This window comes from Clostridium amazonense (assembly GCF_056431285.1).
Genome location: NZ_JBWKMH010000002.1, coordinates 19774 through 41274, shown reverse-complemented (window position 1 = coordinate 41274; position 21501 = coordinate 19774). Strand labels below are relative to the sequence as shown.

At 26.2% G+C, this 21501-nt stretch carries 22 protein-coding genes; 7 read left to right on the top strand and 15 right to left on the bottom strand.

Features of this window, described 5'->3' with window-relative positions; all coding sequences use genetic code 11:
- The first annotated feature begins 345 nt into the window (after positions 1–345).
- The gene (locus AC07E4_RS00300) at positions 346–1707 is read left to right on the top strand and encodes an MATE family efflux transporter (RefSeq protein WP_034438352.1); all 1362 of its coding nucleotides are present in this window, start codon (positions 346–348) and stop codon (positions 1705–1707) included.
- Positions 1708–2173: 466 nt separating this feature from the next.
- On the opposite strand, the gene AC07E4_RS00295 is transcribed toward AC07E4_RS00300, so the two are convergent.
- Both AC07E4_RS00295 and AC07E4_RS00290 read right to left on the bottom strand, forming a co-directional pair.
- The gene (locus AC07E4_RS00295; protein WP_034438353.1) at positions 2174–2695 is read right to left on the bottom strand and encodes a spore maturation protein; all 522 of its coding nucleotides are present in this window, start codon (positions 2693–2695) and stop codon (positions 2174–2176) included.
- Positions 2696–2707: 12 nt separating this feature from the next.
- The gene (locus AC07E4_RS00290; RefSeq protein WP_034438355.1) at positions 2708–3283 is read right to left on the bottom strand and encodes a nucleoside recognition domain-containing protein; all 576 of its coding nucleotides are present in this window, start codon (positions 3281–3283) and stop codon (positions 2708–2710) included.
- A gap of 267 nt (positions 3284–3550) precedes the next feature.
- Here AC07E4_RS00290 and AC07E4_RS00285 point away from each other — a divergent pair, with 267 nt between their 5' ends.
- Positions 3551–3736, top strand: coding sequence for a hypothetical protein (locus AC07E4_RS00285; RefSeq protein ID WP_034438357.1), 186 nt, complete (start codon positions 3551–3553; stop codon positions 3734–3736).
- A 77-nt stretch (positions 3737–3813) separates the two neighbouring features.
- Here AC07E4_RS00285 and truA read toward each other — a convergent pair whose 3' ends face one another.
- Together truA and AC07E4_RS00275 are read right to left on the bottom strand one after the other, a co-directional pair.
- On the bottom strand, positions 3814–4554 hold the full coding sequence (gene truA, locus AC07E4_RS00280; RefSeq protein WP_478215465.1) for a tRNA pseudouridine(38-40) synthase TruA: 741 nt from the start codon (positions 4552–4554) through the stop codon (positions 3814–3816).
- A 131-nt stretch (positions 4555–4685) separates the two neighbouring features.
- Positions 4686–5561, bottom strand: a complete 876-nt coding sequence (locus AC07E4_RS00275) for a YitT family protein (RefSeq protein ID WP_034438359.1) — start codon at positions 5559–5561, stop codon at positions 4686–4688.
- Between the two features lie 632 nt (positions 5562–6193).
- Here AC07E4_RS00275 and cls point away from each other — a divergent pair.
- Positions 6194–7648: a cardiolipin synthase gene (cls, locus tag AC07E4_RS00270; protein ID WP_034438362.1), complete on the top strand. Its 1455-nt coding sequence runs from the start codon at positions 6194–6196 to the stop codon at positions 7646–7648.
- Positions 7649–7682: 34 nt separating this feature from the next.
- Here cls and AC07E4_RS00265 read toward each other — a convergent pair whose 3' ends face one another.
- Entirely contained in the window at positions 7683–9263 is a 1581-nt protein-coding gene (locus AC07E4_RS00265; RefSeq protein WP_430830541.1) for a hypothetical protein, read from the bottom strand.
- A 333-nt stretch (positions 9264–9596) separates the two neighbouring features.
- Here AC07E4_RS00265 and AC07E4_RS00260 point away from each other — a divergent pair, with 333 nt between their 5' ends.
- Positions 9597–10172, top strand: a complete 576-nt coding sequence (locus tag AC07E4_RS00260) for a hypothetical protein (RefSeq protein WP_430830540.1) — start codon at positions 9597–9599, stop codon at positions 10170–10172.
- Positions 10173–10207: 35 nt separating this feature from the next.
- On the opposite strand, the gene AC07E4_RS00255 is transcribed toward AC07E4_RS00260, so the two are convergent.
- On the bottom strand, positions 10208–11383 hold the full coding sequence (locus AC07E4_RS00255) for an N-acetylglucosaminidase (protein ID WP_478215464.1): 1176 nt from the start codon (positions 11381–11383) through the stop codon (positions 10208–10210).
- 352 nt (positions 11384–11735) lie between these two features.
- On the opposite strand from AC07E4_RS00255, the gene rluF reads away from it, so the two are divergent.
- The 3 genes from rluF (at position 11736) to ispF (ending at position 13745) form a co-directional block, all read left to right on the top strand.
- Positions 11736–12485 carry a 23S rRNA pseudouridine(2604) synthase RluF gene (gene rluF / locus AC07E4_RS00250; protein WP_430830538.1) on the top strand — a complete coding sequence of 250 codons (750 nt, stop codon included), beginning with the start codon at positions 11736–11738 and terminating at the stop codon, positions 12483–12485.
- Between the two features lie 484 nt (positions 12486–12969).
- Positions 12970–13146 carry a hypothetical protein gene (locus tag AC07E4_RS00245; protein WP_430830537.1) on the top strand — a complete coding sequence of 59 codons (177 nt, stop codon included), beginning with the start codon at positions 12970–12972 and terminating at the stop codon, positions 13144–13146.
- 122 nt (positions 13147–13268) lie between these two features.
- Positions 13269–13745 carry a 2-C-methyl-D-erythritol 2,4-cyclodiphosphate synthase gene (gene ispF / locus AC07E4_RS00240; RefSeq protein WP_430830536.1) on the top strand — a complete coding sequence of 159 codons (477 nt, stop codon included), beginning with the start codon at positions 13269–13271 and terminating at the stop codon, positions 13743–13745.
- A 46-nt stretch (positions 13746–13791) separates the two neighbouring features.
- Here the strand turns inward: ispF and AC07E4_RS00235 are convergent, their stop codons facing one another.
- The 9 genes from AC07E4_RS00235 to AC07E4_RS00195 all read right to left on the bottom strand — a co-directional run bounded on the left by AC07E4_RS00235 (position 13792) and on the right by AC07E4_RS00195 (position 21500).
- A complete protein-coding gene (locus tag AC07E4_RS00235; protein WP_034438374.1) occupies positions 13792–14196 on the bottom strand; it encodes a protein-tyrosine phosphatase family protein in 405 nt (134 codons plus the stop codon).
- A 148-nt stretch (positions 14197–14344) separates the two neighbouring features.
- The gene (locus AC07E4_RS00230; protein WP_034438375.1) at positions 14345–14857 is read right to left on the bottom strand and encodes a YhcN/YlaJ family sporulation lipoprotein; all 513 of its coding nucleotides are present in this window, start codon (positions 14855–14857) and stop codon (positions 14345–14347) included.
- A gap of 228 nt (positions 14858–15085) precedes the next feature.
- Entirely contained in the window at positions 15086–15313 is a 228-nt protein-coding gene (locus AC07E4_RS00225; protein WP_034438377.1) for a hypothetical protein, read from the bottom strand.
- A gap of 109 nt (positions 15314–15422) precedes the next feature.
- Positions 15423–16691, bottom strand: a complete 1269-nt coding sequence (locus AC07E4_RS00220) for a hypothetical protein (RefSeq protein WP_478215463.1) — start codon at positions 16689–16691, stop codon at positions 15423–15425.
- A 342-nt stretch (positions 16692–17033) separates the two neighbouring features.
- A complete protein-coding gene (gene pyrE / locus AC07E4_RS00215) occupies positions 17034–17603 on the bottom strand; it encodes an orotate phosphoribosyltransferase (RefSeq protein ID WP_478215462.1) in 570 nt (189 codons plus the stop codon).
- A 74-nt stretch (positions 17604–17677) separates the two neighbouring features.
- Positions 17678–18574 (bottom strand): dihydroorotate dehydrogenase, encoded by an 897-nt coding sequence (locus AC07E4_RS00210; protein WP_478215461.1) that lies wholly within the window; start codon positions 18572–18574, stop codon positions 17678–17680.
- Positions 18575–18611: 37 nt separating this feature from the next.
- Positions 18612–19361 carry a dihydroorotate dehydrogenase electron transfer subunit gene (locus AC07E4_RS00205; RefSeq protein WP_478215460.1) on the bottom strand — a complete coding sequence of 250 codons (750 nt, stop codon included), beginning with the start codon at positions 19359–19361 and terminating at the stop codon, positions 18612–18614.
- A gap of 42 nt (positions 19362–19403) precedes the next feature.
- Complete coding sequence (gene pyrF, locus AC07E4_RS00200; protein ID WP_430830529.1) at positions 19404–20279, bottom strand: orotidine-5'-phosphate decarboxylase; 876 nt, start codon at positions 20277–20279, stop codon at positions 19404–19406.
- A gap of 21 nt (positions 20280–20300) precedes the next feature.
- Complete coding sequence (locus AC07E4_RS00195) at positions 20301–21500, bottom strand: dihydroorotase (protein WP_478215459.1); 1200 nt, start codon at positions 21498–21500, stop codon at positions 20301–20303.
- Between the last annotated feature and the right edge of the window lies 1 nt (position 21501).

The window sequence follows — 21501 nt, the reverse complement described above, 5'->3', positions numbered from 1 at the left end:
CATATTTTTACTACCCCTAAACTCTAACAATATAGATTGCATACATATAAAGATTATCTATATTTCATTATACTAAATATACCCTTTTTTTTTATTAATTACCAATTTTTAAATATTAACATTTTTTTAACTAAATATTATATTTATTTTTATTGTCAACTCATTCAATCAATTGTATAAAAACATTTATATAAAACCTTTTGTTAATTTGATTTTTTATACTATATTTTTTTGTTATAATTAATATTATTATTATTTTACATTTTTGTATATATATTCTTTGTTTGTTGTGATTATCATTAATATGTATACCGATATAACTTTTATAATAAAAAGGGGGCTTTTATGTTAAATAAAATTGAAGCAAAAAACGTTTTGAAAATTGCATTACCAGCTGTTGGAGAAATGGTCTTATGCACTATGATTGGAGTTTTAGACACATTAATGATTGGTAGATATGGTGGTCAACTATCTGTCAGTACTGTGGGAATCTCATGGGAAATATTAAATGCATTTGCCAATATTCTTGTTATAATGGGTATCTGTGTTGCTATCACTTCCATAGTTTCAAGACTATATGGTGCAAATAAAATTGATTTAGCTGAAGAATACGCAACCATTGGATTTGGCATAGGTGCAATAATAATTTTTACTACAATAATATTTATATTTTTATTTGCAGGAAATTTATTATCACTGGCTGGATGTGATACTAAAGTTTTGCTAACTGCAAAAAAATTTATAAGAATAGTATGTTTAGGTCTAACTTTTAATATGTTTACTAACATTTTTTCTGCAATTCAAAGAGCCTATGGAAATACTAAAGTTCCATTAATTACATATGTCATTATTATTATATTGAACTTTACTTTAGATTATAGTTTAATTTTTGGTAAGTTTGGATTACCTGAATTAGGTGTCATAGGTGCTGCAATAGCAACTATCATAGCACAATTTTGTGGCTTTTTATTTGCATTAACTTATAGTATAAAAAAATCAAAAATCAAAATTAGAGTTAAATACTTTAAAAATTTTACTGGTCATAAATTTAAAGAAATTTTAAGACTATCAATTCCTGCTTCACTTCAAGAAGGTGCTTTTAGCATAAGCAGACTTTGCACTTCTTTTATGATTATGAGACTTGGAACGCTTGCTTTCTCTGCTAATACTATTACTGGTAGTTTAGAATCTCTTTCTTATATGCCTGGATATGGATTTGCTGTTGCCTGTACTTCTATGGTTGGAAATAGATTTGGTGCTGAAGATTATGATGAGGCAAAAAAATATGCTTATAATTGTAATATCTTAGGACTTATTTCAATGATTTCAGTAGCATCATTATTTGTTTTAATACCTAAATTATTAATTATGCTTTTTATATCTCCTTCCGAAACTGAAGTTATAAACTTAGGTGCTAAATGTTTAATGGTTGCCTCACTTCAACAACCTGGCATGGCAATTTCAATGATTTATGGTGGTGCTTTAAAAGGTATCGGTGATACAAAGACCCCATTTAAAGTTTCTTTATTTACTGGATGGTGCATCCGTTTACCATTAACATTTTATTTTATATATATAAAAAAAGTGTCTGTTTTATATTTTTGGTGGATTTGTGTAATTCAATGGATAATTGATGCTCTTCTTATATTTATAGCATATAAACGTAGATTTAACACACTTCCTAAAAGCAGGTGTAAAAATCCTTAAAATAATATTATATAGAGTTCCAAGTTCAAATTTAAAGTAATGTCTTTCTCAAATGATATTATTAAGCTTACAGTTTATTTTTATATTTGGAACCAAGTAAGAGTTAAGAGTGAAAAGTGAAAAGTTATAGTTGATATTACTCACTTCGTTCCTAATATCTAAAAATGGAAATGCTTAAAAACTACGTTTTTATGTTGTTTTCAACTAATTTGCTCTGCAAATTTGATAAAAAATCATTCTTTAAAATTGGAAATCCAATTTTTACATTCATTTTCAACTTCCAATTTTCAATTTTCAATTAAATTAATTAGAATTCTCAACTGAAACATGAATAACTTAAAGTTTAAACTTGTATTCCTATATCAATAAGCAAGAATTATTTCAATAATTCTTGCTTATTGATGAAAAAAGATTTTTCCATTTTAAAATCTAACTCCTAATTTCAATACCTACACTGAACTTTCAATTAAATTAAGAACCTTGCTACATTAACTGCAATAAGTACTGCACACATATCAACAAGTAATGCTACCCATAAAGTATGTCTTATCTTTTTTATTTTTACAGCGCCAAAATAAACTGCTAATGTATAAAATATTGTTTCCGTTGATCCCATTATTATTGATGCACATATTCCAACAAATGTATCTGGTCCATATTGTTTCACTACATCAGTAAATACTCCAACTGCTCCACTTCCTGATAAAGGTTTCATCATAACTAATGGTACAACTTCTGGTGGCACTCCAACTTTATCTACCCCTGGCTTTATTATAGATATTAAAAAATCCATTGCTCCAGAAGCCCTAAAAACATTTATTGCTATAAGCATTGCTAAGAGGTACGGAAAAATTCTAAGGCATATTCCAAGACCTTCTTTTGCTCCCTCTATAAAACATTCATATACTTTTACATTTTTCACGACACCATAAGTTACAATTAAAATTATTATTATCGGTATTATTGCTTTTATTATATATTCAAACATAATATCACCACCTTAAAAATACCTTTGCAATATTTTACACAATATAATTCCTATAATAGATGCTATAAATGTTGTTATTATAGCTGGAATTATTATGAGTCCAGGGTTTGAGGAACCTGCCGCCGCCCTAATTGATATAACCGTACTTGGTACTAATTGAACACATGCTGCATTTAAAATTAAAAATAGTATCATATCATTAGTAGCAGTACCTTTTTCATTATTGAGCCTGTCCATTTCTTCCATTGCTTTTATCCCAAAAGGTGTAGCAGCATTTCCAAGCCCAAACATATTAGCTGTTATATTCATAACAATTGCTCCCATAGCCTTCTCATCTTTTCCTGCTTCCTTAAAAATTCTTTTTAATATAGGCATAAGTAATTTTGATAATTTCCCTGTCAAACCACTCTTCTCAGCTATTTTCATAACCCCACACCACAAGCACATCATTCCAACAAGCCCTATAATAAGTTCTACTGTTGATGTTGTTGTAGAAATTATTGCATTTGATATTATTTCTCCACTACCATTAAAAAGTCCAAATATAATGCCAATAGCTAAAATTAAAAACCATACTATATTTATCATTTTTTATTTTCTCCTCTCATAGTTTCCATTTATTTAAAGTATAAATTCTAATTTCTTTGCCACATTAAATATATATGTAATATTTCTTATAAAATTTCATTTTAGAATTATTTTAACTTGAAATTATATAAACTCAATGCTAACATTTTAATAAGCATATAAAAAAGATACTATTAAAAACTTATATATTATCTTTTTTTTAAATGCATTAAGACTTAAATTTATTTAGTTTAATTAAATTAAACTAGCTTTTAAAGGAGATTTTTTATGAAAGAAAATAATTTAGAACTTGCTCAAAAAGACATTGATGCTGCATTATCTACTATTGAAAAATTAGAACAAGGAATTAGACAAAATGCTATTTCTGAAGACTTTGTAAAAAAGAATTTTGTAGAATTATCTAAAAAACTTCAAGACATAGAAAGTTTATTAAAAGAAGAAGGACTAATTTAAAGTCTTATAAAAATTTTCATTTAATTTATGAATATAAAATAATAAAAAATAGGCTTTATTTTAATAAAGCCTATTTTTTATACATATTCTACATTTCTTAATGCTAACCCCTTTGCCTTAGCAATTGGACCTGCTTCTTCTCTCTTTTTCTTATCCAATATTTTATTAACATTTTCTGATTTTAAATTTTTAGTTCCAACTTCAATTAATGTTCCAACAATAATTCTAACCATGTTCCATAAAAATCCGTCTCCATTGATTTCTATCTCTATATAATCATTATTTTCTATAAAATTTATATAATTAATTGTTCTTACTGTAGATTTCTTTTTTGATTTTAATGTAGTAAAGCTTTGAAAATCATGTGTTCCTATAAAACATTTAGATGCTTGTTTCATCTTATCTATATCTAATTTTTCTTCTATTTGATAAACATATTTTCTATTAAATACATTTCTTACTCTATTATTATTTATCTTATACACATAAGTTTTACTTTTAGCATTATATCTAGAATGAAATCTTTCATCAACTTCTTCTACTGATTTAACTACAATATCCTCCGGTAAAAATTCATATAGATAATTCATAATCATGTCTTCACTAAACATTGATGTTGTATGAAAATTAGCTACATAGTTTTCAGCATGAACACCTGCATCTGTTCTTCCACATCCAATTACATCTATTTTTTCACCACACATTTTAGATAGAACACCTTCTAATTTTCCTTGAATAGTCCATTCATTATCACCAAGTTTTTGCCAACCCTTATATCTACTTCCATCATACTCTATAACTAATTTTAAATTTCTCATGCAAATATACTCTCCTATATCTAATTTTATTTTCATTACATTATATCACTTTTTACTTAAATTAAATCTTTAATTTATAATATGTAAAAAGAGGTCTATAGAAATATTCCATAGACCTCTATTATTTTTAATTAATTAACTTCACTAGCATCAAATTTAGGTTGAGTAAATCCTCTTCCAAAAACTTCTTTAGTATCTGTTATTGTTAAGAATGCTTTATCATCAATTTCTTTAACAACGTTTTGAAGTATTATAAGTTCTTTTTGATCACAAACTATAAATAATATTTGTTTTGATACTTTTGTGTACATTCCTGTACCATTTAAGCCTGTAACTCCTCTATTTAAAACTTTCATTAATTCTAATGAAATTTCTTCTGCTTTATCAGATATAATATGTACTGATTTTGATGCATTACCACCACTTACTATTCTATCTACAACTGTTGAAATTATAAATACAGATATAATTGCATATAATCCTTTTTCTATACCAAATATCATAATACCACATATGATTATACATGTGTCTAATGTAGCCATAACCTTTGCTAATGGTAATTTTTCGTTAAAATGTCTAATTATTATAGCTGCTAAATCTGTACCTCCAGTACTTGCTGGTACTCTTAACACTATACCTATTCCTGATCCTAAAATCACTGCTCCAAATATACTTACTAATATCATTTCAACATTATCAAATTTAGGTAAGAATTCAGTATACCAAAGTGCAACTGATAAATATAATGTTGCAAAAAGCGATTTACCTGCAAATGACTTTCCTTTTAATTTTATAGCTAATATGAATAGTGGTATATTAACTATTATGTTTGTAACTGACATTGGTATGTGGAATAAATAATCTATTACTATTCCTAATCCTGATATCCCCCCAATAACTAAGCTATTAGGCTTGAAAAACATATTTAATGCTGCTGCTAATAGTGTTGTCCCTAACATTATTTGTAAATAACTTAGGACTACGTGTTTTTTTGAATCTTTTCCCATAACTACTTCCTCCTTATACTCATCCTTTTGTAATAAAATTTACATATTATTTCTCATTATATTAACTTATTAGTTATATTAGTTTATATATTAACTATAAGTTTATTTATTATTTAAATCCTTGTATTTTAAGGGATTTTATTGCTTAAACCTCTAAAGCCCTCATATGTTATAACATATTTGATAACCATTGTAAACATTGACATTGAACTTTATTTTGTTTGGAAATATTCTAAATCTTTCAACTCGTTTGCATAATTTTTTTAATGAATTGCCGTTAGTTTAATATTTCATTTAATACTCAATATTATTCATATATCTTGCCTGTTCCCTCTTATTCTACTAAATTCAATGAGGTTTTTCTAAAAATTTTCACTCTATAATGAAGGATAGTTCATTATTAATTACATAAATTTATTTTTTATTGTTATCCCATATTTTTTTATATTTTTAACATTTAACTCTATTTTGCTATTTTTATTAATTATTGATTTGCTTAGTTTTTTAATATAAAATTATGTATTATTTTTATATAGAAAATTTATGTAAGTTTTTTATTATAAAGTACTATTTTTTATTTATTAACGTTATAATGTATACATAATAAGTAAATTTAAATTAAGGAGTTTATTATGGAGTTTATATCTATTTTTAAAAATATAATTACTTTCATATTTTTAATTAATATATTTTTAGCAGTAATTGTAATTTTATTTGAAAAAAGGGATCCTACCAGTACTTGGACATGGTTAATGATTATGTTCTTTGTTCCTATTTTAGGGTTTATTCTATATTTATTTATTGGTCAAGATTTACGAAAACAAAAGTTTTTTTACTTTAAAAAGGAAGAAGAAGAGGACTTTTTATCTTCTGTTCAAGCACAGCACAATATTTTAACTAATGAGTACTTAGTACAAAATAATGAATTTTTATATGAGTATAGAGATTTTATTCACCTAAACTTAGCAACTGCTAATTCATTATTCACACATAATAATGATGTAGAAATACTCAATAATGGTTCTCAAAAGTTTCCAAAGCTTGTTAAAACATTAAAAAGTGCTACTAAATTTATTCACATTCAATATTATATTTTTAGAGATGATGACATTGGAAATGAAATTTTAAATATATTAATAGATAAAGCTAAATCTGGTGTAGAGGTAAAACTTCTATATGATGGAATGGGATGTTTAAGACTCCCTAAAACCTTTTTTAAACCACTTCAAGATGTTGGTGGAAAAGTAGTGTGTTTTTTCCCACCCTTTGTACCCTATATTAATCTTAGAGTTAATTATAGAAACCATAGGAAAATATGTGTTGTTGATGGAATCTATGGTTTTATTGGTGGATTAAATATTGGTGATGAATATTTAGGAAAAGATAAAAATTTTGGATTTTGGCGTGATATACATTTGCTAGTGCTAGGTGATGCTGTTAATTCTTTAGAAACTAGATTTTTATTAGATTGGAGATTTGCATCTAAAGAAGATTTAGGAATGCTTCCAAAATACTTTCCCCCTAAAGATAATGTAGGTAAAAAACCTATTCAAATAGTTTCTAGCGGTCCTGATTCGCAATGGTCTGCTATTAGAAACTGTTATTTAAAAATGATTAATAAGGCTGAAAAAAGTATTTATATTGAAACCCCTTATTTGATCCCTGATGATAGTATTATGACTGCACTTAAACTTGCATCTTTATCAGGAATTGATGTAAGAATAATCATACCTTGTAAGCCAGATCATATGTTTGTGTATTGGGCTACAAAATCTTATGCATGGGAACTCATGGAGGCTGGCGTGAAGTGTTATACTTACAATAATGGCTTTATACACAGCAAAATCCTTGCTATAGATGGAACTGTATGTTCTGTTGGTACTGCTAACTTAGATATGAGAAGTTTTAAACTTAACTTTGAAGTTAATGCAATGATTTACGATAAAGAAACTACTGAGAAATTGGAAAATATTTTTTTAGATGATATAAAAGAAAGCACTTTCCTTACAGAGGAACATCGTAAACAAAGACCATTTGTTATAAAAATGAAAGAAGCTATTTCACGGTTGTTATCACCAGTATTATAATAGAAAGGACACACTATATAGTGCGTCCTTTCTATTATGCATATATATATGGAGTGAACATTACAAGTGTAAGAATAGTATCAATCATTAATCCAATACCAAAATTCACTATAAACGAACTATCCTCATCATATCTATATCTATTTATACCTATTAAATAACTTATTAGAGATATTACTATACATACTAATATACCTAAACTAGGTATTGCTATTAAGTTAGGCAATATTATCCCTTTTTTATATATCAACTTATATATTTCTATTGTTTTTAGAACAGCGGCAATAACTCCAGATCCCATAAATAATATAATTTTCCCTTTTAATCTAAATTTATAATCAAAAAAGGAAATTACTGCTCCTAGAAATAATGCAGGTATAACCCATTTTGTAGCAATTATTAATATATATGATAGTGAATATGCTAACTGCTCTATAGTATGATTGAATGCTAACTTTGACTCAAATTTCATTGGTTGATTGTTTTTCTCTTTAAACTCATCATTGTCACGTGCTAGATTTATATTATAATTATAGTTTTTATCAAAACTTGCATACACTATAGTATCATCATTTATATATGGGAAAATACACATTTCTCTTAATCTACTTACATTCTCAAATGATTTAACTTCACCATTTTTAATGATATAATCAACTATTGTTTCCTGTCTATATCCGTCTTTCTTTTCTATAGGTATCGTTCCTATAAATCTTGCTCCCTCTTCAGAGTATGCACCAATATTATTATGCACTTCTTTATATTCATTTACCTGAAGCGTAGAGACTTTAGTTTCTTCATTACCATTTAATTTAAATTTTATCATCTTTGTTCCTGTATATTGCCCTTTAATGTTTTCCTCAATCATAACATATCCATATTCCCCATCACTAGAACATGCCAAATTTTCATAATTAACTGTTAATATATTAGATGTCTTAAATACATCCTTACCGTCTTTAAATTTTCCATTTTCAACAAAGATACTTTTAAAGTTACACTTATTCTCAATGAATGCTATCATATATTTGTCCTTTAGTTTACATGAAACAATATTAGATGCATTTTTAGCATTCATTTTTTCTGCATTTATATCATTTTCTTTTTCCGTATTTCTAATGGTTAATTTGTCTTCATTTGATAGTATAACTAGATTATCATCTAATTGAACTATATTTGTTACACCATCTTCAATTTTTTCTTCTATTTTTTCAAAATTTTTATCTAAGTATATCTTTCCCATATATGGTTGACCGCTTTTGGTGGAATTATATAAAAATAAATATCCATTAGATGTCTTAGTTAACGCTGTATTTAATATAAATTCTTCATTAAATTGATAAACCTTTTCTAATATTTTTTTTCCTAAATTATCAGTTACCGAAATTTTAAACTTATTTACATTATCATAACCTATGATAATTCTATTTTCTTCTTTTATAACTTTAGGAGCATTATTTATTTTGCCATTTCCTACAATAATCTCCTTACTCCACTTGTTTGACGGTGGTTGATTATATATCTTTTTGTTTTGCTTATAGTTAAAACATACTATGCATAAAAAGATTGCTACTATCGCTAATAAACTTATATATATTGATTTTTTACTTTTCATTTTCTTCCCCCTTGATTTAATTATTACTTATAAATCACCATCTTTCTCATATCACAATTTAAATTTCAATTTTTTTTATATTTCTGATTTAAATAATTTTTATTCTTAACTTATTGTTAATAAAAATAGTAATAGTTTTGTATATATTGTTAACCCACTGTATATATAAAACTTCTATATCGCATCTTTTGTAATTTAAATTTAAAATACTAATCATTTAATAATTTTCTTAAAATTCTGTATATTTAATTTTAATTATACTCTTCCTTTCCTTTTTTTTCAATTATATGATATTATATATTTAATTATTTTTTAAGAAATGAGTGATTAAATGTGAAACATACTGGTAAAGTTATAAATATAGATAAAAATAAAGTTTTTATAGTAACAAAAGATAAAGAATTTCTGACAGTTAAAAAAAATAAAATTGAACCTATAGTTGGTCAAATTTATACCGGCCAAGCAAAAAATCCTGTATCCTCTACTCTTAAATATATTATTTTTGCTATTTCTATTTTAATATTATTCTCTGCATATACACTTTTTCAAAGTTTTTCTCCTCAAGCAACAATAATAGCAGAAATGACAGATTTTAATGGAAAAATAAAATTTGAAATAAATAAGAATAATAAAATAATAAATGTATCATCTAGAAATACTACTGGACTTGAAATTATAGATACAACAAATGTAGTAGGAAATTATTTAAATGATGGTCTTATAATTTTATTTGATAATGCAATATATGAAAAAAAATTATCTATTCCCGATGGACATAATTTTGGTCAAATAAATATATTCATATCAAATAATAAATTTAATGATGATGTAAATCTTAATGAATTTATAGAACATAGTGAAAAAAATAAATTTATTGTTCAAATAAATAAAAATACGGGTGAGTTTTAAAATAATAAAGAGAATGACATTTGTCATTCTCTTTATTATTTTATGAATCTAGGAATCTCAAAAATTAATTTTGCATTTGGTGATTCATCAATTATAGTTTTAAAATTAAATGCTTGTTTATATGCCCATGCTATATCTGTTGCATATTGCTTCCATCCATTAGGGTATTCATTAATTGCCCATCTCATTTTATATAGTGTATCTTTATCTTCAAACTTACCATCTTTAGATGCATGAATATATCCTTTTCCTATCCATTCAGCTCCACCTATAATAGCTTTATCAGGAGTTGTCCATCCTTGTTCATAGGCATACTTTGCCCCTCCATTTAATGGATCACTATCAATTGCACCAATTCCATACATATTGTACACCTTAACAATCTTTCCATCTGGTGTTTTATAATCTACACCATTGGCTAATTGAGATGTTCCATATCCAGTTTCTAATGCACAATGTGCATTTAAGTATATTGGATTTATATTATATTTCTTACCTGCTTCTATAAACACATTACCTTTATCTTTTATAATTCCTTTGTAATTTATATGTCTATTTAAAGCATCAACTGAAATTCCATCAATATACTTTAAACTTAAAAATTGATATATCTGAGTGCTATCATAAGATAATGACTCTGCATCGGCAAAGGCTTTAACATTAGCAAGACTTGCACTTGATGTAAATGGATTTAATCTATTAAACATTGGCTTTCTTTCACTTTGTGTTTGTACAAATTGTTCTAATGTAAAATTGTAATCTCTATATTTTACGTTACTTCCAGATGGTACATTAATACTTGTACTTGTTTTAGCTGTAGTAAAATCTATAACATAATTATTGTCAAGATTGCTTTGAATAGAATTACTTATTGATTTACTTACAACCAAACTATAAATTGTATTAGGCTTGTACCCTTCTTGTGGTGGATTCACGTTTATAACTTTATTGGTAGCATCATAATTAACATTAACTGCTTGAACTTGCGCTCTAGCATTTGTTACTTTAACATAGTTGCTTAAGTTATTTATTGTTGTTTGATTTAGTGAATCATTAAGATATATGCTCCAAACTTTATTTAATGGTATATTTTCTTTATGTTCAAATACCTTTGGATCTGTAGCAGCACTAACTCTTGATGTGAATATAAATCCAGTAAACATAATTATCATGCAAAAAAGTAGTGTATATGACTTTTTACGTTTATTCATATTTCCCCTCCCAAATAAATCTAATTATTATTATTTTATATTTTAATGTGCTTGTCCTATTTTGACTCTTAAAATATTTCTATATGATTTTTACCTTCATTAAAATAATCGAATATAATAGCAAAATCCATATACTTATTTATCTATAAATTATACATTAATATATAATTATTTTATATATTAATTTATTATTTTCATTTTATATTTTTAAATGTAATGTTTTGTATATAATATATATAGGATTTTATGTCTAAATTTTAAGTTATTCATGTTTTAATGAAAAACTTTCATGATAAGTTTTAATATAGATTTTTAAATTGACAGTGAATAAAATATTTTAAGGAAGGTGCTTATGGAAAACAATTCATTTAAAACATTAAGATTAAACAAATATATAAGTGAAAGTGGATTTTGCTCAAGAAGAGAGGCTGATCGATTAATTGACCAAGGACTTGTTTTTGTAAACGGGGTTAAAGCTGAGGTTGGATCAAAAGTTGCAGTAAATGATATCGTAAAAGTAAAAAATAACATTGTAAAACCTAAATCTAACAAAGTTTATATCGCATTAAATAAACCCGTTGGAATAACCTGTACTACTGATCAAAGTATAAAAGGTAATATTGTTGATTTTATAAATTATCCTGAAAGAATTTTTCATATCGGAAGACTTGATAAACCATCACAGGGTTTAATATTTCTAACTAATGATGGTGATATAGTAAATAAAATTCTTAGGGCTGGAAATAATCATGAAAAAGAATATCTAGTTACTGTTGATAAACCAATAACTAATGAATTTATCTCTAAAATGTCAAATGGAGTTCCAATTCTAGATACAGTAACTAAAAAATGTTTTGTGAAAAAAGAAAGCAAGTTTGTTTTTAGAATAATTTTAACCCAAGGTTTAAACAGACAAATTAGACGTATGTGTCAATTTTTTGATTATGAAGTTAAAAAGTTAGAACGAATAAGGATTATGAATGTTACACTTGAGAATTTGCCTTTAGGTAAATGGAGATATTTAACTGAAAAAGAGATATATGAAATAAACTCTTTAGTAGAAAGTTCAGTAAAAACAGAGGAGGCCTCTATAATAAAGTAAAGTTATCCACATTATCAACATATAGCTTGTTTATAACTTGTTAATTTGATGTTGAAAACAGAGAGATTGTTTTTTAATCTTTCTGTTTTTTAACTTTTTGTTTATAATTCATATTTTATACTTATATATTCTCCTATTAATTTATAATTTTTTAAATTTTAAATTAGCCATTATCAACATTATACACATAGAATATGTTGTTATTTTGTTTATATCTACTGAATTTATTAATTATTTTGCTAAAAAAAACATTTATTTAATGTTTTTTATTGAGTTATTAACATTATTAACAGTTATGTTGATAAATTGTTGATAACTTTTTTAATTTTATTGTATAGAAACTTAACAATTACATAATAATATTTATAAATAATTAAATTTTTTGAATATTCACTTTTTATTTTTCTTATGCTATACTTTCTTTACAAGTATACACGCTACAGTACTTTGCTAACATAAATCTAAAAGCATTGGGGGCGATTTTATGACTAGTAATGTAATTTATGTTAATTTTAAATCAAAAAAAAGAATAAAGAAAAGAAATAAACTAATAGTATTTTTCCATAAAATAAAATCATCTTTTAAAGAGAATACACGTACTGACACTGATATTGTTGAAAAAGTTAAAATTGAAGCATATAATTATAGACATCCTTTATAGTACACTTATGTGTACTTTTTTTTAGTAAAAATTTATATAAAAAACGTTAAGTATAAATTTACTTAATATTAAAATACTAAGTAATTATGTATTATTAAAATATTTAACTTTAGGAGGAAAAAATGAGAGTTGGATTAGGTTATGATGTCCATAAATTAGTTGAAAATAGAGATTTAATTTTAGGAGGAGTACATATTCCTTATGAAAGAGGGCTTTTAGGTCATTCTGATGCTGATGTCCTTATTCATGCTATAATGGATAGTTTAATTGGAGCTGCTGCATTAGGTGATATAGGAAAGCATTTTCCTGATACAGATGATAAATACAAAGGTATTTCTAGCATAAAACTATTAGAACATGTTAAGACTTTATTAGATTTAAATAATTATGCTATTGGTAATATAGATGCTACAATAATAGCTCAAAAACCTAAAATGGCACCTTATATTAATGACATGATAACAAATATATGCAAAGCACTTAATATTAATAAAAGCCAAATAAATATTAAGGCAACTACTGAAGAAGGTCTTGGATTTACTGGAAACGGTGAAGGCATTTCATCTCAAAGCATTTGTCTTCTTGTTTCAAAAAAATAATACTAAAATAATAAAAGAACACTTTAAAAGTGTTCTTTTGCTATTTTCATTGTTGTTTTTCTTCATTAATTTCTTCTTTTCTTTCTGTGTTTCCAAGCATTACTGCAGATAATCTAACTAATGTTCTAATTTCCTCGTCAGTTAGCTTTTCCCTCAAATTCATATTTTCCATTTTTTCATTTACTAAATTTAATGCAGTATCTTCTTTTACTGTGTTAGGAATTGCTTTAAAATTATCTTCTACATATTTAACACAATTCATAATCATTCTTAATATTTCTTTTGTTTTTTCATCTGCTACTCCTGAGTTTTCTAGCATCTCCAATATTTTATAGCTATAACTTAATACTTTGTCACTACTAGTAATTTTCTTTTTCTCTAAAATAGCTAATATTATTCCCAATGCAACAACAATAGCTAATATTATTATAGTCCTTATTAAAGCATCCATACATTTTCCTCCTTAAAATACTACTTACTATCTATATATTCCTCTTTATTATTTATTGGAACTGCTTTAATAAGTTAAATTTATACAACTATATTAATTTAAAAATAAAAAACTCTACAATAAAAAAATTGTAGAGTTTTTATATGTATTACATTTTTATATCATTTAAGAAATTATCATATCCTTCTTTTAAATTTTCCCAGGTTTCTCCACTTACTAAATCATCATACATTTTTTTAATTTTTCCTGTTATGGTTTCATCATCTGATATCTTAACTGTAGTTACTTTACTATCTGTATCCTTTACCATTTTATCTATATCAGATTTTACTTTTGCTTTATCTGCACCATCATTGTATTTAACCCCAACTACTGCAGTATTATCATGAACTACTACTGAAACTTCTTTTATACCATCTACTTTAGCTAATTTATCTGCTAATGATTTAGATCTTTCTAATTCATCACCTTTTTGAGCTTCACCTGGTGTATTGTTTGTTGCACTATTATTTGCATTGTTTTTACTATTATTTGTTGTATTGTTTGTTGTGTTGTTTTTTGTATTATCGTTTGTATTGTTACCTCCACAACCAACTAATGGCATTGTTAATAATGTTGCTGCTAATATTCCTGCTAAAAATTTTTGGCTTTTTCTTTTCATATTTAAAACCTCCTTAATTTCTGTACTATCATATAGTCTATACACTTTTTCTAATTTTATTTAACATAAAAAATAGCAAATTAGAATAATACTAGTATCTTCTAATTTGCCTTTACTATAGGAATACAAGTTCAAAGCTTAAATAGCATTTTTATCAAGTGATATTATTAAACTCATATTTTATTCTATTATCATGTTGAACCCAGTTAAAAAGTAAGAGTGAAAATTTTATAAAACAACGGTTACTTCTAAAAAAATATCTCTATTGATAAAGTATTTTCCATTTTTAAATTTAAGCTCAAATTCACTTACTGTAGTTATTTTTTCTGCTTTTTCTACGTGAAAAACATATCCATATTCATTTTTATTTTTAAAAAATATTTTTGAATACTTTGCAACTTTTAATTCATTACCTTGATTATCATATATCACCTTTGGAATATCTGTATTTAACATCGTCTTCTCTCCCTTTACGCTTAAAATTCTTTTATCCTTGTAGATGATATATAATATTAAGTTTTAACTAAGTTTATGATTATTTATGTATTAAATTTCCCTTTAATTCTTATAATATATTTTTAATATTTTCATGACAATGCACTAATTCAGTATATCTCTTTTCTTTTAAATATAAATCAGCCAATTCTATATATGCTTTAATTTGTTCATCCTTATATTCATTACTGTTTGTTAATTTAATTATTTCAATTAATTTCTTTTCTACTTTTTCAGGCATTTTCATTTTTTCATAAATTTCTTTTTCTCTTTTATATCCTTTTAATATAAAGCTATAATCATTATTTTCTTTTGCTTTTTCAATTCCTAGTTCTATAATCATTAATGCTTCATCATAAAGTTCTTTAAGCACATATATTGAAGCTTTTTCAATTAGTGTATGCGATAAGTTTTTTCTATCATGACTCATTCTTATATGCTGTGATTTATTATAAAAATCTAATGCTTCTTTAATATCCCCACTGACAATATATATATCAGCTAAATCATTATATATTTCCGCTCTTACCTCATAACTCATTTCTAAGGATTCCATAGAATTGTATATTTCTACTGCTTCACATACTTTTCCTATCTTTTTATAACATTTAGCCTCAAATTGTTTAGCATAAACATATTCTTCTCTCTTTTCTTCCTCAAAAGCCATATCCCCAAATTTTTTGATTAATTCTAAAGCTTTTTCCATATTTGAATTTTTTTCATAGCATAAAGCCAAATTTAATATATTTTCCTTTACTTCATTCTTATCATTAAATTCTTCTGCTGCAATCTTTGCCTTATTAAAATATACTATTGCCTCACTATAATTAAATAAATTATACTTACATAACCCTAGTTTTTTATAAATATAAAGATTATCTTTTTTAAAAACAAAATTTCTTAAAATATCAAATGAATAAAAGTAATTTTCAAAAGCACCTATATAATCACTTTCTTCATAATTTTTATCTCCTATTCTCATATATACATTTAATTTTATATTATTCAACCTATATTGGTTGGATATTTCTAATAATTGTTCTAACTCCTTATAGCTAAGTCTTTCTTCTAATTTGGCTTTACAGTACTTTTCAGCTTCCTCTTCTTTTGATCGTAAAAAATATCCATCATCTATTTCTAATTCATAACCTCTTTGACTTAGAATATTTTTAAACTGTTCTGTTAAAATTTTTGCTGCTTCTTCAGTAATATGTCTCTTACCATTTTCTAAAAGTCCTATATATCCTCTAGTTAAATTTTTAGTTGCTAAATTTTGTTGTCTAATCATATACTTTTTTCTTAATTGAACAATTTTTTCACTTCCACTTAAAAATTCCATCTTCTGCTTTCACCCTCTATAATTTTTCCTTTTTAAAATCGTTTAATATAATTATAAATATACATATTAATATTTAATTTTCATTTATAACTTAGTTTTTTATTCTTATTATAATTTTAGCATATAAAAAATTTTTTTAAATTAAAAAGTTATAAAGTTAAAAATAATTATAATATTTTTAAAATATTATAATTATTTTTATTTTAAACAATAATTTCATAACAATTGTTTTATTAGTCTATAATATATTTCTTAAATTTGATATATAAATTTAAAAGTAAAAAAACAAGCCCTTGTTTAAAAGCTTGTTTTTTATGTTTACCATTTTTAAACTTATTAACCTTATTTTATATTTCTGCTTCCCGGCTTAACATATGGTATATTTTCTTTGCATAGTGGACATTCTTCTGTATCATAGCTCTCTACTTCTAATTTTATAGCACTATATAAAGGCAATGTTAATTCAGATACTTCGCCTCTTCTATCTACTATACAGCACACCCCAACAACTTCTGCACCTAATGTCTCTAACAATCTACAAACTTCCATTGTTGATTTTCCTGTAGTTACAACATCTTCTGATATTATAACCTTAGTTCCTTTTTCTATTTCGAATCTAGATAAAGTCATCTCTCCATCTTTTCTTTCTGTAAATATTCCTGGTTTTCCAAGTTGTCTTGCTACCTCATATGCAACAATAACGCCTCCCATTGCAGGTCCAACTACTATATCAAAATCTAAATCCTTTATTTTATCCACTACTACACTTAAAACTTTTTCTGCTTTATCCGGATGTTGAAGCAATCTTGCACATTGACAATATCTATTGCTATGTCTTCCTGATGATAATAAAAAATGACCTTCTAAAAGTGCGCCTACCTCTTTTAATGTATTTATAACCATGTTTTCCATATTAAATTCTCCGCCTTCCTACGTTCTATTATTAAATTTTAACTAAAACTTTTATAATAATTTATTTTTAAATGCTATATGATTCCTGTTATATCTTTTATATTTTTTATATTTCTATCTTCTAAAAATTTTTCTATTCCATTTATTATGTCTAAACAGATATCTGGTTTTATAAAATTTGCTGTTCCAATTTGAATTGCTGTTGCACCAGCCATTATAAATTCAATTGCATCTTGCCAAGTTCTTATGCCACCAAGTCCTATTATTGGTACATCAGTAACTTTACTAACTTCATTAACCATTCTTAACGCTATAGGTTTTATTGCTGGTCCTGATAATCCTGCGTATACATTATTAAACACAGGTTTCATATTATATATATCAATAGCCATTCCCTTAAAAGTGTTTACAAGTGACAATGCATCTGCACCTGCTTCTACACACTTAATTGCCATATCTTTTATATCCTCTGCATTTGGTGATAGCTTTACTATAAGTGGTTTTTTGCATACACTCTTAACCTTCCTAACTGCATCATAGGCAACCTCAGATTTTATTCCTAATGCCATTCCACCTTGTTTTACATTAGGACAAGATATGTTAAGTTCTATTAAATCAACATCTGTATTGTTTAATTTCTCTATTCCTTTAATATAGTCCTCTATAGTTGCTCCACCCAAGTTTGCAATAATTGTGGTATTCAATTCCTTCATTTTTTTTAATTCTATATTTATAAAATTATCAACACCTGGATTTTGAAGACCAACACTATTTAACATTCCAGATGCTGTTTCTATCATTCTAATTCCATCATTTCCATCCTTAGGATTTATAGTTAGCCCCTTAGAACTAATTCCTCCTAGTTTGGAAACATCCCATAATTCCCTATATTCTTGTCCAAATCCAAACGTACCTGACGCTGCTATTACTGGATTTTTAAGTTCTACTCCACATATATTAACACCTAGCATATTTTCAACTCCTTGATTATCAATTTAAGTGCTTTTTCTAAAGTTCTATGTCATCACCTAAAAATACTGGCCCATCTTTACATGTTCTTTTATTACCTTTTTTTGTTTTACATGTACACACTAAACATGCTCCTATTCCACAAGCCATTTTTTTCTCTTCAGACACATAAATTTTTGTGTTAGAATCTCTACACATTTTTATAGCTTTATGCATCATAACTTCTGGTCCACAACATAAAACTAAGTCATAATCTTTAGGATTAAATATATCAGTAATATATCCTTTATGTCCTACACTTCCACTTTCTGTGGCTATATTAATACTTTTTACTTCTTTATCTAAATCTTTTAATCCATAAATTTCGTCTCTAAATCCTACAAATATATCTATATTTTCATTATCTAAAGATTTTGCTAGGTAATTCATTGGTGCAATTCCTATACCACCAGCTAATATTGCAACTTTTCCTTTATTTGCTTCGCTTATATCAAATCCATTTCCTAATGGTCCCATAAGATTTATCTCATCATTTTCTTTAATATTTTTTAATAGCTCTGTTCCTTGTCCTACTACTGCATATAAAAATTCTATTATTGTTCCTTCTTCATTAATATTGTGTATACTTATGGGTCTACCTAGTATTGGTTCATTTGTCCAGGACCTTAACATATAAAATTGTCCTGGATTTGCGCTAAAATTTCCTTCTACTTCTAACTTATATATTCCCTCACAAATCTTTTTGTTGCTTAAAACTTTATTTATAGTGTATTCCTTTTTAGTACTCATCTTTACCAACCCTTTTCTATGCTAGAATATTTGCCTTTTTAATTACTTTTCTAATTCTTTAATAGCATTTAATATTTCATCCCTCATTCTTATAGTTTCCTGTCTAGCATATTTACTAAAGTTTTCTTCTCCATCTTCAAACTTTTTATATGCAAGCATTATTCCCCTAGATGAATTTACCACTCCGCCATTTCCATTAGTTAAATATAATGCAACATCCTTTGCAGTACCCCCTTGTGCGCCATATCCTGGTATTAAAAAGAATGTTTTATTTAAGCTTTTTCTAAGTTCAATTCCTTCTTCTACGTGAGTGCATCCAACAACTCCACCTATAGAACTATATCCACATGCACCAATGCATTCTTCTCCCAACTCTTGAATCATTTTTCCTACCTTCATATAAACTTTTTCATTTTCATTAGTTTCTATATACTGTATGTCTTTTGCCCCTTCATTAGATGTTCTTACAAGTACAAAAGCTCCCTTTTCTTTATTTTTTATATATGGTAGATATGGCTTTATACTATCAAGTCCCATATATGGGTTAAGTGTTACAAAGTCTACTTCAAATTCACCTTCTAAATGTGCCATTGCATACATTTCTGCTGTTTTTGAAATATCTCCTCTTTTTATATCCCCTATAACTATACCGCCTTTTTTTCTTATGTATTCTATAGTGTTTTTGTATGCAATAAGTCCTATTACACCAAAAGCTTCATAATATGCTATCTGTGGTTTATAACATGCTGCTACATCAAAAGTAGCATCTATTATTTCCTTATTAAATTCAAATATTCCCTCTGAAAGTGATGAATATTTATTTAAAAAACTTTGTGGTATATATCTTAAATCTGTATCTAATCCTACACATACATGTCCTTTTTCTTCTACAATTTTAAATAATTTATCTATAATCATAATTTTTCCCTCTCATTTGCATTAAATATTATATTTTGAACTTGAATATACTTCTTTTCCACCCTTTATAGTTTTTACAACCTTTCCATAAACATGTTGTCCATTTAAAGGTGTATTTTTACCTTTAGATTTAAATTCATCTACATTTATTTCATACTTTTTATTTAAATCTACTAATACTAAATCTCCATCATATCCAATTTCTATAGTTCCTTTTTTTACATCTAATATTTCACTAGGATTTTTACTCATAATTTCACTAAGTTTACTTAAACTTAGTCCATTTTCCTTTACTAATTTGGTGTAACAAAGACTAAATGCAGTTTCTATTCCTGATATTCCTGGTGCACCATTTTCTTTATCCTCTTCTGTGTGGGGAGCATGATCTGTAGCAATTACATCAACATATCCTTTTTTTATTGCTTCTATTAAAAATAGTACATCTTCTTCTTTTCTTATAGGTGGATTAACTCTGTATTTTACACTATCATTTAAAAATAAATGATGTGGTGCAACTTCACAGGTAACCTTAACACCCTCATTTTTATATCTAATTATATATCTCATAGCTTCAATTGTACTTACATGTGCTATATGAATTTTACAACCTGTGATCTTAGCAAATTCTAGATTCCTAAGTGTCATTATATTTTCTGCTATTCTCATATCATATTTAGATAAACTATGTTCCTCACAGTGACACATAACAATTAAATCTTTCTGTTTTGATAATTTCATTGCCTCTAACATTGCATTTCCATCCATTACATCTTTTCCGTCTTCTGATATAATTTTTATGGAATTATCTATATCCTCTAAATGACTTATCTCTTTTCCATCAAAATTTCTTGTTATAGATAAAACCTGATGAACATCTACTAATCCCACTTTACTAGCCTTTTCTCTTACATAATTTACAACATCCATTGAGCTACATACAGGATTTGTATTAGCCATAAGGTTTACCATTGTGAATCCACCCCTTACGGCTGCCTTAGAACCTGATTCTATATCTTCTTTATAGGTGAATCCAGGATCTCTAAAATGAACATGTAAATCTACAAAAGATGGCATAAGGGTTAACCCCTTAGCATCTATTGTTTTGCAATCTTTGTTTAGATTTTTTCCAACTTCTGATATAATCCCATCATTTATATAAACATCTCCAAAGTAACTTCCACACCAATCCACTACATTTGCACTCTTTATTAATAATTCCATA

Excerpts from the sequence above, each read along its gene's own strand:
- AC07E4_RS00300 (WP_034438352.1), top strand. The coding sequence starts at position 346 with ATGTTAAATAAAATTGAAGCAAAAAACGTTTTGAAAATTGCATTACCA.
- AC07E4_RS00295 (WP_034438353.1), bottom strand. The coding sequence starts at position 2,695 with ATGTTTGAATATATAATAAAAGCAATAATACCGATAATAATAATTTTA.
- AC07E4_RS00290 (WP_034438355.1), bottom strand. The coding sequence starts at position 3,283 with ATGATAAATATAGTATGGTTTTTAATTTTAGCTATTGGCATTATATTT.
- AC07E4_RS00285 (WP_034438357.1), top strand. The coding sequence starts at position 3,551 with ATGAAAGAAAATAATTTAGAACTTGCTCAAAAAGACATTGATGCTGCA.
- truA (WP_478215465.1), bottom strand. The coding sequence starts at position 4,554 with ATGAGAAATTTAAAATTAGTTATAGAGTATGATGGAAGTAGATATAAG.
- AC07E4_RS00275 (WP_034438359.1), bottom strand. The coding sequence starts at position 5,561 with ATGGGAAAAGATTCAAAAAAACACGTAGTCCTAAGTTATTTACAAATA.
- cls (WP_034438362.1), top strand. The coding sequence starts at position 6,194 with ATGGAGTTTATATCTATTTTTAAAAATATAATTACTTTCATATTTTTA.
- AC07E4_RS00265 (WP_430830541.1), bottom strand. The coding sequence starts at position 9,263 with ATGAAAAGTAAAAAATCAATATATATAAGTTTATTAGCGATAGTAGCA.
- AC07E4_RS00255 (WP_478215464.1), bottom strand. The coding sequence starts at position 11,383 with ATGAATAAACGTAAAAAGTCATATACACTACTTTTTTGCATGATAATT.
- rluF (WP_430830538.1), top strand. The coding sequence starts at position 11,736 with ATGGAAAACAATTCATTTAAAACATTAAGATTAAACAAATATATAAGT.
- AC07E4_RS00245 (WP_430830537.1), top strand. The coding sequence starts at position 12,970 with ATGACTAGTAATGTAATTTATGTTAATTTTAAATCAAAAAAAAGAATA.
- ispF (WP_430830536.1), top strand. The coding sequence starts at position 13,269 with ATGAGAGTTGGATTAGGTTATGATGTCCATAAATTAGTTGAAAATAGA.
- AC07E4_RS00235 (WP_034438374.1), bottom strand. The coding sequence starts at position 14,196 with ATGGATGCTTTAATAAGGACTATAATAATATTAGCTATTGTTGTTGCA.
- AC07E4_RS00230 (WP_034438375.1), bottom strand. The coding sequence starts at position 14,857 with ATGAAAAGAAAAAGCCAAAAATTTTTAGCAGGAATATTAGCAGCAACA.
- AC07E4_RS00225 (WP_034438377.1), bottom strand. The coding sequence starts at position 15,313 with ATGTTAAATACAGATATTCCAAAGGTGATATATGATAATCAAGGTAAT.
- AC07E4_RS00220 (WP_478215463.1), bottom strand. The coding sequence starts at position 16,691 with ATGGAATTTTTAAGTGGAAGTGAAAAAATTGTTCAATTAAGAAAAAAG.
- pyrE (WP_478215462.1), bottom strand. The coding sequence starts at position 17,603 with ATGGAAAACATGGTTATAAATACATTAAAAGAGGTAGGCGCACTTTTA.
- AC07E4_RS00210 (WP_478215461.1), bottom strand. The coding sequence starts at position 18,574 with ATGCTAGGTGTTAATATATGTGGAGTAGAACTTAAAAATCCAGTAATA.
- AC07E4_RS00205 (WP_478215460.1), bottom strand. The coding sequence starts at position 19,361 with ATGAGTACTAAAAAGGAATACACTATAAATAAAGTTTTAAGCAACAAA.
- pyrF (WP_430830529.1), bottom strand. The coding sequence starts at position 20,279 with ATGATTATAGATAAATTATTTAAAATTGTAGAAGAAAAAGGACATGTA.
- AC07E4_RS00195 (WP_478215459.1), bottom strand. The coding sequence starts at position 21,500 with ATGGAATTATTAATAAAGAGTGCAAATGTAGTGGATTGGTGTGGAAGT.